The sequence below is a fragment of the Actinomycetospora aurantiaca genome, from assembly GCF_037401875.1.
Lineage (GTDB): Bacteria > Actinomycetota > Actinomycetes > Mycobacteriales > Pseudonocardiaceae > Actinomycetospora > Actinomycetospora aurantiaca.
In genome coordinates this window covers 349,867-363,413 of the sequence record NZ_JBBEGN010000001.1, presented here as the reverse complement: position 1 = coordinate 363,413, position 13,547 = coordinate 349,867, and the positions used below count along the sequence as shown (strand labels likewise).

At 74.2% G+C, this 13,547-nt stretch carries 13 protein-coding genes; 7 read left to right on the top strand and 6 right to left on the bottom strand.

The genetic code is table 11. The annotated features are described in order from the left end of the window. The first annotated feature begins 5 nt into the window (after positions 1-5). The 5 genes from WCD74_RS01665 to WCD74_RS01645 all read left to right on the top strand — a co-directional run bounded on the left by WCD74_RS01665 (position 6) and on the right by WCD74_RS01645 (position 3,786). Positions 6-812, top strand: a complete 807-nt coding sequence (locus tag WCD74_RS01665) for a transketolase (protein ID WP_337693075.1) — start codon at positions 6-8, stop codon at positions 810-812. Continuing rightward, complete coding sequence (locus WCD74_RS01660) at positions 809-1,831, top strand: transketolase family protein (protein ID WP_337693074.1); 1,023 nt, start codon at positions 809-811, stop codon at positions 1,829-1,831. The genes WCD74_RS01665 and WCD74_RS01660 overlap by 4 nt, the downstream gene beginning before the upstream one ends. Next, a complete protein-coding gene (locus tag WCD74_RS01655; RefSeq protein ID WP_337693073.1) occupies positions 1,828-3,066 on the top strand; it encodes an aminotransferase class III-fold pyridoxal phosphate-dependent enzyme in 1,239 nt (412 codons plus the stop codon). Before WCD74_RS01660 ends, WCD74_RS01655 begins: the two co-directional genes overlap by 4 nt. 94 nt (positions 3,067-3,160) lie before the next feature. After that, on the top strand, positions 3,161-3,577 hold the full coding sequence (locus tag WCD74_RS01650) for a hypothetical protein (RefSeq protein WP_337693072.1): 417 nt from the start codon (positions 3,161-3,163) through the stop codon (positions 3,575-3,577). A 35-nt stretch (positions 3,578-3,612) separates the two neighbouring features. Next, on the top strand, positions 3,613-3,786 hold the full coding sequence (locus WCD74_RS01645) for a hypothetical protein (RefSeq protein WP_337693071.1): 174 nt from the start codon (positions 3,613-3,615) through the stop codon (positions 3,784-3,786). A gap of 17 nt (positions 3,787-3,803) precedes the next feature. On the opposite strand, the gene WCD74_RS01640 is transcribed toward WCD74_RS01645, so the two are convergent. After that, the gene (locus tag WCD74_RS01640; protein WP_337693070.1) at positions 3,804-4,202 is read right to left on the bottom strand and encodes a DUF6463 family protein; all 399 of its coding nucleotides are present in this window, start codon (positions 4,200-4,202) and stop codon (positions 3,804-3,806) included. A 72-nt stretch (positions 4,203-4,274) separates the two neighbouring features. On the opposite strand from WCD74_RS01640, the gene WCD74_RS01635 reads away from it, so the two are divergent. Then, positions 4,275-4,853 carry a TetR/AcrR family transcriptional regulator gene (locus WCD74_RS01635; RefSeq protein WP_337693069.1) on the top strand — a complete coding sequence of 193 codons (579 nt, stop codon included), beginning with the start codon at positions 4,275-4,277 and terminating at the stop codon, positions 4,851-4,853. 75 nt (positions 4,854-4,928) lie between these two features. Here the strand turns inward: WCD74_RS01635 and WCD74_RS01630 are convergent, their stop codons facing one another. The 3 genes from WCD74_RS01630 to WCD74_RS01620 are packed head-to-tail and all read right to left on the bottom strand — an operon-like array spanning position 4,929 to position 11,842. Next, positions 4,929-5,399: a hypothetical protein gene (locus tag WCD74_RS01630; RefSeq protein ID WP_337693068.1), complete on the bottom strand. Its 471-nt coding sequence runs from the start codon at positions 5,397-5,399 to the stop codon at positions 4,929-4,931. Positions 5,400-5,445: 46 nt separating this feature from the next. After that, a complete protein-coding gene (locus WCD74_RS01625; protein WP_337693067.1) occupies positions 5,446-8,748 on the bottom strand; it encodes a CHAT domain-containing protein in 3,303 nt (1,100 codons plus the stop codon). Positions 8,749-8,764: 16 nt separating this feature from the next. Then, on the bottom strand, positions 8,765-11,842 hold the full coding sequence (locus WCD74_RS01620; RefSeq protein ID WP_337693066.1) for an ATP-binding protein: 3,078 nt from the start codon (positions 11,840-11,842) through the stop codon (positions 8,765-8,767). A gap of 131 nt (positions 11,843-11,973) precedes the next feature. On the opposite strand from WCD74_RS01620, the gene WCD74_RS01615 reads away from it, so the two are divergent. Then, positions 11,974-12,852, top strand: a complete 879-nt coding sequence (locus WCD74_RS01615; RefSeq protein ID WP_337693065.1) for a hypothetical protein — start codon at positions 11,974-11,976, stop codon at positions 12,850-12,852. A 3-nt stretch (positions 12,853-12,855) separates the two neighbouring features. Here WCD74_RS01615 and WCD74_RS01610 read toward each other — a convergent pair whose 3' ends face one another. Next, positions 12,856-13,263, bottom strand: coding sequence for a type II toxin-antitoxin system VapC family toxin (locus WCD74_RS01610; protein WP_337693064.1), 408 nt, complete (start codon positions 13,261-13,263; stop codon positions 12,856-12,858). Continuing rightward, positions 13,260-13,496: a type II toxin-antitoxin system Phd/YefM family antitoxin gene (locus WCD74_RS01605; RefSeq protein WP_337693063.1), complete on the bottom strand. Its 237-nt coding sequence runs from the start codon at positions 13,494-13,496 to the stop codon at positions 13,260-13,262. The genes WCD74_RS01610 and WCD74_RS01605 overlap by 4 nt, the downstream gene beginning before the upstream one ends. Positions 13,497-13,547 lie beyond the last annotated feature (51 nt).

Genomic DNA, 13,547 nt, shown 5'->3' with positions numbered 1-13,547 from the left:
GACCGATGGACCTCGCCGAACGCGCCCGCTTCGTGCGCACCGAGACCGTCCGGCTCACCCGCATCGCGGGCGCCGGGCACTACAGCGCCGTCTTCTCCTGTGCCGAGATCCTCGCCGCGCTGTACCACGCCGAGCTGCGCCTCGACCCGGCACGGCCGGACTGGCCCGACCGCGACCGCTTCGTCATGAGCAAGGGGCATGCCGCGATCGGGCTCTACCCGCTGCTCGCCGACCTCGGCTTCTTCGACCCGACGGAGCTCGACTCCTACACCCGGCTCGGCAGCGCCTTCGGCGACCATCCCGACGGCAAGCGCATCCCCGGTGTCGACTTCTCCTCCGGCTCGTTGGGCCACGGCCTGTCGGTGTGCGTCGGCATGGCGTGGGCCGGGCGGCACCGCGGCAGCGACCACCGCACGTGGTGCCTGCTGGGTGACGGCGAGCTGGCGGAGGGACAGGTGTGGGAGGCCGCGATGTCGGCCTCGCACTACGGGCTGGGGAACCTCGTGGCGGTCGTGGACGCCAACCAGCTCGGCATCGACGGGTTCGTCGCCGACGTGATGGCCGCCGAGCCGATCGAGGAGCGCTTCGCGGCCTTCGGCTGGGACACCCGCCGTGTCGACGGCCACGATCTCGACGCCCTGCTCGCGACCTTCGCCGCGTTACCCGCACGGGGCGGCACGCGGCCCCAGCTGATCGTCGCCGACACCATCAAGGGCAAGGGCGTCGCCCGGATGGAGCTGAGCCCGGACTGGCACGTCGGCAACCTCGTCGGCGCCGACTACGACGACGTGATGGCGGAGCTGAACGCATGACGAGCACGCAGGACCAGGCAGCCATCTTCAACGGGACCGCGGCGTTCAAGGACTCCCGCTCGGTGGACGGCACCGACACCCGCACCATGCCGGCGTTCGTGCTCGGGGAGGAACTCGCCGAGCTCGCCGAGGTCGACCCGCGCATCGTCGTGCTGACCGCCGACCTCGGCCGCTCGAACCGCTCCACCGACTTCGCCGCTCGGCACCCGAACCGGTTCGTGAACGTCGGTATCGCCGAGAAGAACATGATCACGGTGGCGGCCGGTATGGCGGCCGGCGGGCTCGTGCCGTTCGCCGCGACGTTCGGCTCCTTCGCGGCGCTGCTCTGCGCGGAGCAGATCCGTACCGACTGCGCGTACCCCGACCTGCCCGTCCGCGTCGTCGGGCACCACTCGGGGATGTCGATGGGGTTCTACGGTACGAGCCACCACAGCCTCGAGGACCTGGCGATGATGCGCTCGATCGCCGACCTCACCGTGGTCGCCGCGACGGACGCGAACCACCTGCGGGCGCTCCTGCGGCTCTCGCTGGAGCACCCGCACGCGATGTACCTGCGGCTCGGCCGAGGGCGTGACCCGGAGGTCTACGCGGAGGTGCCCGAGCTCGTCGTCGGGAAGGCCCTGACCCTGCGGGAGGGCACCGATCTGACGGTCATCGCGACCGGCTCCGAGGTCGCGCCCACGATGCAGGCCGCCGACGATCTCGCGGCGCGGGGGATCGAGGCTCGCGTCGTCGACATGTGGACGATCTCGCCGCTCGACCGCTCCGCGGTCCTCGCTGCAGCGCGCGAGACCGGCGCGGTGCTCACCGTCGAGGAGGCGAACGTGACCGGCGGGCTCGGGTCCGCGGTCGCAGAGTGCCTGCTCGACGCCGGGATCGCACCCCGCTTCCGCCGGCACGGGGTGCCCGACGAGCACGTGCCCGTCGGCCCGCCCGCCGCGCTCTACGCCCACTACCGGCTCGACGGCGTGGGGATCGCCGCCGTGGCCCGGGAACTTCTCGAGGGGAACCGGTCATGACGACGACGATCGAGCTGGGTCTGGGCGAGCAGGAGCTGGCCCTGCGGGAGCGCGCGGGGCGCGTGATCCCGGGCGGCATGTACGGCCACATGTCGGTGTCGTCGTTCTCCACCGCGCACCCGCAGTTCGTGGTGTCGGGGGAGGGAGCGCGGGTGTGGGACGCCGACGGCCGCGAGTACCTCGACCTCATGTGCAGCTGGGGTCCGATGATCATCGGGCACCGTCACCCCGCAGTGACGGCGGCGATCGTCGACCAGCTGGGGCGCGGCGACTGCCTCGACGGCATGACCCCGACCGCGGTGGAGTACGCCGAGCTGCTGGTCGACACGGTGGCGGCCGCGGACTGGGCGTTGTTCTGCAAGAACGGCACGGACGCGATGACCACGTGCGTGACGACGGCCCGCGCGGCGACCGGCCGGCGCAAGGTGCTGGTGGCGCGCGGCGCGTACCACGGTGCGGTGCCGGGTTTCGCGGTGCGCGGCGAGGGAGTGACGGCGGAGGACCAGGCCCATCTCGTCCGCTACGAGTACAACGATCTCGCCTCCGCGCAGGCTGCCGCGGACGAGGCCGGGTCCGATCTGGCCGCCATCCTGGTGACGCCGTTCCGACACGACATCAAGCGCGACCAGGAGATGGTCGATCCCGAGTTCGCGCGCGGCCTGCGGGCGCTCGCCGACCGCACCGGCGCGGTCCTGGTGCTCGACGACGTCCGCGCCACGCACCGGCTCGACCTCGCCGGCTCCTGGGAGCCGCTCGGCGTGCGTCCCGATCTCTCGGCCTGGTCGAAGCCGCTGGCCAACGGGCAGCCGCTCGGCGCGGTGACCGGAGTCGACGCGCTGCGCGGGGCCGTGGGCAGGATCTACGTGACGGGCTCCTTCTGGACCGGGGCGGTGCCGCTGGCGGCCGGGCTCGCGACCCTGACCGAGCTCCGCCGCGGAGAGGCGCTCCCAACCATGGAGCGGGCCGGGAGCAGGCTCCGCGCCGGCCTCGCCGCCCAGGCCGCGGCACACGGCTGCACGATCCGGCAGACCGGTCCGGTCCAGATGCCGATGCTCTCCTTCGCCGACGACCCCGACTTCCGGGTGGTCACCGCGTGGGCGGAGGCAGCCGTGCAGCGCGGGGTCTACCTGCACCCGTGGCACAACTGGTTCCTGTCGTCGGCGCACACCGACGAGGTGATCGACGCGATCCTCGAGCGCACGGACGGGGCGTTCGCCGTGGTTGCCGGGCGGTGAGGCTTCACCTGATCGAGCGCTGTCCAGCGCGGCGCGTTAACGGAGCGCCGTGGGTGGGCGAACCCCCGTCCGACGACGGAGGTCGGGGGACATCATGGGTCGGCATCACCAGCGCACGGCGAGGCCTGCACACCTCGCGCTCGGCGCGGGCGCGCTCGTGGCGATGATCGGCGGGAGCGGCACGGCCGTCGCGCTCGCGTCGGCCTCGGCGCCAGCATCGGTCTCCCCGGTCGTCGTCATGACGAGCCCGGCCCCGTCGGCCGCGCCCCGGACGGCCGCGCCCGCGACGACGAAGACGGTCGCGACGACGTCGGTCACTCCGAAGAAGGCCTCGACCAAGCCGAAGAAGGCTGCCCCGGTCTGCGACCTCTCCGGCCCGCCCGAGTTCGGCGACCCCGCGCACCCGAACGAGATCACCAACCGGAACTGCGGCTACACCGACGCGCAGGGCCGCGAGCGGTCGCGCGACCCGTGGATCGACGGCCAGCTGCTCGACGCCGCCGGGAACTGATCGCCCCTGCACACCGGCCGTCGTACCGTGGCTTCATGACGGCGTTCGGCGGGGTGTTCCGGTCTCCCAAGCTCGAGGGTGTCGAGGAGGGCGACGAGAGCGGGCAGCGCGCGCAGGTCGTCGGGCTGGACCTCGAGAGCGGGGTCGTCCGCCTCCGCGCGACGAAGCGGGAGGCCCCGGAGCCGACGCCGGACGAGGCGGACGACTGAGCCGGAGTCGGTCCGCGTCAGCGTGACGCGGACGGGTCCCCGGCCAGCAGCATCGTCGAGAACACCGGCGCCACCCACGACGGCGAGCGCGGCAGCACGACCACGAGCGGCACCGACCACGCCAGCAACGTCCCGCCGACCCACCGCGGCACCGGTTGACCCCGGCGCGCCGTCGACGCCGCGAACGCCCCGAGGGCTGCACACGGGACGCCGAAGCTGGCCAGGGTCAGCCACAGGACCTGCGAGCGGTCGAGCGCGGCGGGCTCGGACGGCCGCACCTCGGTCGTGTCCCACCACCCCTCGCGGGCGATCTGCGCCCACTCCTTCCGCGTCATGACGAGCGCGAGCACCATGTGCGTTGCCCCGAACGCGCTCGCGAGCCATCCGCCGGCCTCGACCACCCGGTTCCGTCGCATCCCGACCTCCTCGATATACGCCGCCGTACAGACACGTTAGCCGGTCTATACGGTGCCGTACAGTGCGGCACCGTGGCACGAGCACGCACTCCCCGCCAGGCATGGATCGACGCCGGCCTGCGACTGCTGGGGGAGCGGGGCCCGGAGGCGGTGCGCGTGGAGGTCCTGGCGCGGGAGCTCGGCGTCACGAAGGGCGGGTTCTACGGGTACTTCGGCGACCGGCCGGCCCTGCTGGCCGAGGTCCTCGACGAGTGGGAGCGACGCAGCACGACCGCGGTGATCGACCGGGCCGAGGCCGAGGGCGGCGACCCCCTGACGAAGGCCCGCCGCGCGGCGAGTCTGACCTTCGCCGACGACCTCGTCCCGATCGACCTGGCTGTGCGTGAGTGGGCTCGTCGCGACGACGAGGTCGCCGCACGGCTCCGGCGGGTCGACAACGAGCGAATGGAGTACCTGCGCGCGACCTTCCGCGACCGCTTTCCGGACCCGCACGATCTCGAGGCCCGCTGTCTGCTCGCGTTCGCGGGCGCCATCGCGGGATCGTTGATCGTCGCCGACCACCCGGGGCAGACCCGGGCGCAGGTCCTGGAGCGGGCCGCGTCTTTGGTGCTCGGCGGATCGGTGGCCGGGCCGGCGCCAGGCGGAGCATGACTTGTGTGGCGACGCGCCCACGAGGAAGGGCGACACGCCACACAGGTTCCTCGTGACCTCCGCGCGAACGCAGCGTCAGCGCTCGAGCAGGCCGATCACACGGTCCAACTTGGTGTCGAGTCCCGCGACCTTGCTGTCGAGCGAGGTGACCTTGGTGTCGAGTCCGGTGACCTTGTCGTCGAGTGCGGCGACCCTGTCGTCGAGTGCAGCGACCCTGTCGTCGAGTGCGACGACCTTGGTGTCGAGCCCGTCGATCTTGGTGCCCATCGCGGTGGCGTCCTCGCGGAGGTCGGACATCTGTCCCCGGAGCTCGGTGAGGTCGGTGCCGATCTCCGCGAACCGGTTGTCGTGGCGCCGCTGAGTGCCCTCGATGCGCGCGAGCATCTCGTAGATCGCCTGGACCTCGTTGTCGAGCTGGCGGATCTTGCGATCCACGTCGGCAGGAGAGGCGCTCACGAGCGCTGATGCTACGGCGGCCGCTTCCCGTGCGGGTCCGGAATCCGCGAGTTGCTGATCCCGGGAGGAGCCGGCCGGCTGGGAACGCATCTCCGTCCGCGTCGTCGTGACGCGGACCGAACGCAGTCGAGCGCGCTCACACCCCGAGGTGCACGAACGGCGCCCAGGCGGTCGGCCGCAACGGGAAGGACGACGACGCCGATCTCCGCCGCCCGCCGTCGTGACCAGGTTCCACCCCGGCCCGGGCGCACAGGTCCGCGTACCGGTCGCGCGCCTCCTCCCGTGTCAGAGCACGGACACCGCGCTGCGCGTGGGTGAGGGCCTCGGCCACTCCGAGCTTCCCGCGGGCGAGGTGGTCGGTGAAGTCGGCCATCGTCAGGCAGGTCGCGGCGTCCTCGACGTCCCAGAGCGAGGTCACCGCATGCCGGACCCCTGCCGCGAGCAGCCCCCGGCTCAACCCGACCACGTCGCCGGCCCGCGTGATTCGACCGCGTCCCGAGCTGCATGCCGAGAGCACGGCCAGGTCGACGTCGAGTCCGATCCCGACGAGTTCCGCCACCGTCAGTCGTTCCTCCCCGGCGAGACGGAGCGCCGAGAGGTCCGGGGCGTCCGGGTGCACCGTGCCGTGGCAGGCGAGGTGCGCGACCGGGGTCCGCGTCGCGAGCTCGTCCCGCACCCGCTGCTCGGTGGCGGCCGCGCCGACGAGCGTCCGCCCACCGAGGGACCGGCCGACGAGTACGGCCTCGGCCTCGGCGCCCGGGAGGTCCCTGAAGCCGACGGACGGCGGGTTCCCGACGGTGAGGCACGGTGCGTCGAAGACCGGCCGCGGGCGCCCGGCGAGCCGGGGGACGAGGGACGCCGCCGGGAGCTGCGACACGACGGCCTGCTCGAGCGGGCACGTCCCGGCGAAGGGCAGCGCCGCGAACGGGAGCCCCAGCGCGGGGGCACACGGGACGACGAGAACACGCCGGTCGCCGCCGAGCAGATCGGCCACCGGGCCCACGAGCAGGGTCCCGAGGTCGTCGGCCAGACCGCGGACCGCGCCCGGTAAGGACCACGCCGCAGACAGCCGCGTGCACAGCCCGGACACGGTCGAGGCCTCGACGTCGCGCAGGCGGAGGTCCACGCCCCCGCGGGTCACGACGGCGATGACGAGTTGGTGCTCGGTCAGCGTGTAGTGCAGCAGCACTGCCTCGTGGTCGAGGGCCTCGGCGACCGCCGCGACGTCGACCGGTGCCGGCTCACGCCGAGCGCGGACCGTCTCGCGTGGCAGTTCCTCGGCGGCCTCCTCGACGCGGCGCTCGGCTGTCTCCAGGGCGGCGGCCGTCCGCGCGAGCTCCACCGGTTCGGGCTCGCGCCACGCCTGGCGGCGCTCGTCGACCGCGCCGTTCCACTCCGCGCGGGCCTGCCGCCACCGGCGCGTCTCCGGGGTCACCGGGTCACCGAACAGCGCACCGAGGGCGAGGGACCGCAGGTGGTCGGCCGCGCGGAACGCCCCCTCGCTGTCCCCGATCCGGGTACGGGCCAGCACCAGCACCTCCGCGAGGCGCGCGGTGCTCACGTCGTCGAGCGCCGAGATGCGGAAGGTGTCGCTGGTCAGGGCGGCGAACCAGGCGTCGAGCCGACGCGTCCCGGCCTCCGCCGCGCTCCGCGCCTCGTCGTCGTGACCCCGCGCGAGCGCGACCCGTGCCCGCAACTCGTCCTCGGCCCAGGTCGGCTCCCAGACCGGGTCGGAGATCGGCGCCATCGCCGTGTCGAGCACCGCCTGCGCGCGGTCGTGCTCGCCGACCAGGTGCCACAGTTCCGCAACGAGTCCCACCCCGATGTCCGACCTTCGATCGATGTATGCCTGCGCCCTCGCCCGGGCGCTGTAAACACGGCCGAGCAGGACCAGGGCACGCACCACCAGGTCGTCCCGCCCCTCCAGCGCGGCGACGCGGCGGAGCGGACTGCCGGCCGTCGAGGCGCGCCCTCCTGCGATCGCCGCCTCGGCTCGGAGCAGGTCGGCGACCGCCGGGAGCCCGACGACCAGGTCGGAGAGCGATCGGGCCGCGGACAGGACGGCGTCCTCACCGACCGGTGCGGGAGCCCCGATCCGATCGAGGACGTCGGACGACGGCACGAGATCGCGTCCCCCGTCCGGGCCCCGGGCTAGCAGAGCCCGCGCACGCCCCGCCACCGAGTCCAGTCCGGCAACGTCGCCGGCCATCCGCATCGCGGCGGCCATCGCGACGAGCGACGTCGAGACCCACGCCCACGGCTCGACGTCGAACGCACCCTCCGCCGGGAACGCGGCGTAGCTCTCCTCCCACGTGGTCGCGGCAAGCCCGTGGCTGCGCAGCCGCAGCAGCAGCGGGACCCGCCCGGTGGAGACGTGCAGGTCGTCCAGGCCCGACGCGTCGAGCAGCTGCTGGGCGAAGGCGTAGGTCGAGAGCGCCCGTTCGACCTCGCCCCGGTCGGTCGCGCGGTCGGCGGCGGCGAGCACCACCCGCGCGCACCCCTGGACCCACGTGGGGCTCCCGGCCTCGGCCACCCACGCCGCGATGCGGGCGCTCGGGTCGTTCCGGTGCGTGGCCTCGCCGACGGCCAGGCGGAGCAGCTGCCGGTGGACGAGTGCGAGCACGCCGGTGGCGCGGTCGTCCGCCCGCCAGGCCCGCGCCGTCGCGGAGTCGAGCAGCTGCGCCGCCATGTCGAGCTGACCGCGCAGCCGCGCGACGAACGCGAGCCGTACCTCGGCCGTCGCCACCCCGGACTCCCGCCCACCTCCACGAAACGCCGCCCGCGCCTCGTCGTAGCGGCGTTCCGCCTCGTCCAGCCCCTCGGGTCGCACCACGGTGAGGTCGAGCGGGCGGACGAGGGTCGAGCCGAGCGTCTCCGGGGAGGAGATCGGCGTGAGCGCCAGGTCGCCCAGGAGCAGGGCCCGCGCGGCGGCGGCCCCGGGGAGCGCGTCGGCGTCGACCGTCACCGCCTCCACGAGGACGGTCGCGGCCCCCGGATCTCCCTGCCGCCGGAGTTCGTCCGCGCGCACGAGGCCGACGTGCACGAGCCCGGCCGGGTCCCCGGCCTCACGAGCGGCCGCCGTCCACCGGTCGTCCTCGGTCGGCGCTCCGTCGGAGTCCCCGCTCGATGTCGCCCACGCCGCCTGGGTCCGCCGGATCAGCGCCCGGGTCACGACCTCGCCCCACCACAGCATGTCGGCGTCCGCAGGTTCGCCGGGCTCCCACCGCACCCCGCCGTAGACCCCGGGACCGGCACCGCCCGGCCAGCAGCACTCCTCGGCCAGGTAGATCAGCTGCTCCAGGACGGTCACGGTTGCTGGTGCGAGCCCCACCGCCGTCGCCAGCGCGCTCCGGGCGCGCTTCGGCTCCAGGGCGCGCACCGCCCGCAGCACCGGGGTCAGGGCGTCGCGCGGCCCGTCGTCGGGAAAGAGCTCGCGCACTCCGCGGTCGATCACCTCAGAGCCGCCGCAGGCCGAAGGGGAGGGGACCGGCGCCGCTCTCCGCGTAGCGTCCGAGCGCGACCGCGGCGTCGGTCCACGGCGTCCACCCCAGCCGGCCTGCGAGGTCGGCGGCGACCTTGAACGACTGCCGCGCCGCCTCGCCATCGCCCGCGGCCAGCAGCGCGAGGCCCTGGAAGGTCGCGACCGGCCCGAGGATCGCCGCGCCGATCCCGACGACCACGACCGCACCCGGGTCCGGCGGCAGCCCCGCGAGCACGGTCCGGGCCACCTCGACGTCGCCGAGCGCGAACGCCGCCACCGCGGCGCAGCACAGGCCGGGGCGGTCGAACATGCGGAACGGACGGCCTTCCCGACGGCGGGTCCACTCGGCCAGGTGCGCGGCGGCAGCCGTCGCGTCGCCCGCCTGGGCCGCGTCCGCCGCCGCCACGGCGGCCCAGGCGGCGACGTGCGGGTAGAACGCCGCGGCACCGGCCGGGAGCCCATCGAGGGACGGCAGGGTTCCGGCGAGCAGGTGCCGTGCGGCGAGCTGGACGCCGTAGGCGCCGAAGGCGTCCGGGATGCCGAGGTCGATGCCGCGGTCGCGGGCGAGGTCCGCGCCGGCGACGGCGGCGTCGGTCTCACCCCGCGCGAGCTGCAGGGACGCGTCGACGAGCAGGCACGCCCAGATCGACCGGGCGTGCCGACGCCGATCGGCCGCGACCCGCAGACCGGCCCGCAACGCCTCCGCGTCGTCCACCCGCCCCGCCGCTAGCAGGGCGGCGACGAGCAGCTCCTCGGCCTCCAGGCGTAGTTCCCGGTCCCCGGTGCGCACCGCGAGCCCGTGGGCGCGCTCGGCGTGGCGGATCCGCTCCCGGACCGTCACGGGCTCGTCGTTGAGCTGGTTGCCGCGCAGCAGGGCGACCTCGGCCTGCAGCCGGGCGTCGTCCGGGACCGCCTCGGCCAGGGCGAGCAGCTCGGGCATCGCGTCCGCCTCGGCATCACCGAGGAACTGCTCCTGCTCGACGATGAGCGCGCGCAGCACCCGTACCCGATCCCCACGATCGAGCGGGAGCCGGCGCACCCGTTGCAGCCGGGCCAGCCGTCGGGGGCGTCCCGCCACGGAGATGCCCGTGGCGTCCGCGCCCACGGCGGCGTCGACGAGGGCCGGGACCGGCGCGGACGGATCGGCGAGGACGGCGTCGAGCAGATCGTCGGACTCGTCGCCCTGCCCCAGCGCCTGCAGGACGAGGCCGTGGGCCACGCGGGCGGCGTGCGGGTCGGAGGCGTCGGCCGTGCTCTCGAGCAGCGCGAGCGCCTCGACGAGGGCACCGCGCTCCTTCGCGGCCGCCGCCGCGGCGACCCGGGCGTCCGCCACGACGTGCGGCGACACCATCGGCACCGCGCCGACCGCGTGCCGGAGCCGCTCGAACGGCTCGGCGTCGTCGGGCAGGTGAGCGAGCCGGGTGCGGTGCAGGTGGGCCCGCTCGGGCTCGGGCACCGGCTCCCGGGCGGCCGCCGCGGTGAGCTCGTGACGGAACGCGTAGCCGGCCCCGTCGGGCACGACGAGGCCCAGGTCGGCGGCCGGGCGCAGGGACTGCAGCAACCGTCGCGAGTCCTGCCCGAGGACCTCGCCGAGCGCGTCGACGGACACCGGCTCGAGGACGGCGAGGGCCTCGAGCACCTCGCGGCAGTCCGCGGGGAGGCGGGCGAGCTGGTAGGCGAGCAGCGGCCGGAGGCGGTCGGGGACCCCGGGCTCGTCGACGTCGAGGGTGTCCAGCAGCGCCGCGAGGTGCAGCGGGTGCCCGGCCGAGCGCCGCCACAGGGCGGCCGCGGCCTCGTCGTCGGGAACGTGTCCGCGCAGTTCGAGCAGCTCCGCGACCGCCGCCCGACCGAGCTCGCGGACCGTCAGCTCGTCCACCCCGGGCAGCCGGACGAGGTCCGCGCGGGTCTCCTCCCAGCGCGGGTGGGCGACGGCGTCGGGCTCGCGGGCGGCGACGATGACGACGACGCCGGACGGCAGACCGCGCCGGGCGAGGGTGAGCAGCGAGCCGAGCGAGGCCGAGTCGGCGCGGTGGGCGTCGTCGAGGGTGAGGAGCAGGGGCGCGTCGCCGGCCCGCAGGTGGAGGACCCGGCGGACGGTCCGGGCGAACTCGGGGTCGCGGGCGGGGACGGGGGCGCCGAGGTCGCGCAGGCCCTCGACCCACGCCGTCAGCGGGGTGTCGGCCTCGTTCCACGCGCCGTAGCCCGTCGAGGCCCCGCGCACCCGGGCCTCCTCCCGCGACGCGCGCAGCAGCGACGTCTTCCCGATCCCGGCCTCCCCGACGACGAGCACGACCCCGCCGCGATCGGGGTCGTCGAGCCGCTGTCGCACCGCGGCGAGCAGGTCCTCCCGCCCGACGACGGCGTCCTGGCGGCTCGGGGCGGGCCGGCGCGGCGAGGCGAGCAGGGCCGCCTCGAGCTCGCGCAGGGCCGGGCCCGGGTCGACGCCGTGGTCGACGCGCAGCGCCCGGCGGGTCTCGGCGAACGCGGCGAGGGCCTCGACGGTCCGCCCGAGCCGGTGCAGGGCCCGCATCCCGGCGGCGACGAGCCGTTCCCGGTCCCGGTGGCCGGGCAGGTGGGGGAGGACGGCCTCGGCGGCCGCCTCCGCGTCGCCGGGGGCGTCGCGTTCGAGGCGGGCGTCGGCGAGGCGTTCGAGGACGCGCAGGAAGCGCTCCCGGGCCTGCACGGCTGCCGTCTCGAGCCGCTCCGAGGGCAGGCACCCGGCGAAGGGCTCGCCCCACAGCTCGAGGGCACGCTCGGCCGCGTCGATCGCCTGGTCGGTGGCGTTCGGGTCCAGCGCGTCCGCGGCAGCGCGCAGGAAGCGGACGAGGTCGACGTCGTCGTCGTCGAGCCGCAGGACGTAGCCGCCGGCCGAGGAGACGAGCGGGGTGGTCGGGTCGGAGAACCGTTTGCGCAGGCGGGTCATCAGGACCTGGAGCGCCGCGGACGGCCGACGTGGCAGCTCGGTGCCCCAGCACCCGTCGACGAGGGTGCCGCCGGGCACCGCCCGGCCCGGGGTCAGGGCCAGGTGCGCCAGGAGCGTCCGCAGCCGCATGCTACCGACGGTGACTCCGTCGATCTCGACCGTGCCGAGCAGTAACACTCGTGGACGAGTGCGTGCGGCTTTCTCGGCCATTCTTCCCCCGGTCTCTTCACACTGAGTGAGACTCGACTGAAGATACGCACATGACGATCCGGGTAGAAGACGTCGAGCGTGGAGACATCCTGCTCGTGACCCAGAAGTCGGGGGACGCCCTGGCCGAGATGATCATCGACTACGACCGGTCGCCGTCGTGCTTCTCCCACAGCGGCATCGCCGGCGGCGACGGGACGATCATCAGTTCCTACCCCGACAGCCTGGACGGCCTGCGCCCGGTCGACGTGGGCGGGCTGCACCACGACGACTTCTCGCACTTCTGGAAGCTCGAGCAGAAGATCCACCGCCTGGTCCTGCCCGACGACGTCGACCGGGAGGCGGCGCTGAAGCGTCTCGACGACTATCCGAAGTCCCGGTCGACGCGGTTCGGCCTCGCCTCGATCGTCGTTGTGGCGGGTGCCCTCCACGCTCTGAACCACGAGGGCAGGATCGGGCAGGAGGGCACGGCCGAGATCGTCTGGGCCGCCATCACGGCCGCCGAGGCCTGGGCGTCGCCGGACGAGTTCTTCTGCGCCGAGTTCTCCGCGACGATCTACGACCTGACCTCGGTCCCGTTCACCGTCGGAGACCTGCGACCCCCGGAGGAACTGGTTCGCAGTGCGCAGGACATGGCGCGCCGTGTCCTGATCCAGCTCGGGCTCAAGGGCCTGCTGTTCGGCCGCTCGGACGAGGAGCAGGAGACCCTGATCGACTTCGTGGCCGCCGTCGAGCAGTACGACCCGGAGTTCTTCGACGAGGGCGTCAAGGTGCTGTTCGAGGCGGTCCTCGACGGCCTCGGCGTCCGCCGGAGCCGTGGCCTCGAACTGCCCGACTCCACCCCGGTCCCCGCCGCGCTGATCACTCCGCGCATGCTCGAAGCCTGGTGCGGCGGCGTGACGGAGGAGATCCAGCAGCCGGCGAAGACCTGACTGTCACGGGTGCGGCGTCACGGCGACGACGGTCAGTCCCAAGAGGTCCGCGAAGTCGTCGGGGTTCGCCGTGTGGAGCGGCAGGGCCCGCGCAACGGCGACGGCAGCGATCATGGCGTCGTAGCTGCGGGCCTGCGGCTTCCGCTTGACCTGTCGGAGTGCCGCTGCCACGCGTCCGAATGCCCGGGCGGCGGCCGCATCGAAGGGCAGCGGGTCGAAGTCGGCCTCGGCCTGCTGCAGCACGGCCTGACGAGCAGCGCGTTCGTCGTCCGAGCGGGCCACGAGCGGGCCGACGGACAGTTCGGCGAGCGTGACGGTGCAGATGAACGGGGTGGCCGGTAGCTGACTCGCGTCGGTGAGTGTCGGTAGAGCGATGACCACGCTGGTGTCGAGGAGACCTTCTTCGATCACAGGTGGCTGTCGATCACGTCGTCCAGATCGGCGCGGAATGCGTCGGCGTCGATCAGGGGCACACCCCGCCAGCGGGACAGCAGTGCTTCCCGGGTGAGCCGCGGGCGGGGAACCGGGACCAACTGGCCGACCGGACGTCCGTCACGGGTCACGGTGAGGGACTCGCCGTTCTCGACGCGGGCCAGGACGTCGCCCCCTGCGTTCCGCAGGTCTCGCATCGACACCTCGTCCACGCGAGCGACCGTATCACGCGTGATACACGCTTGAGTCCGGCACCGCGGCAC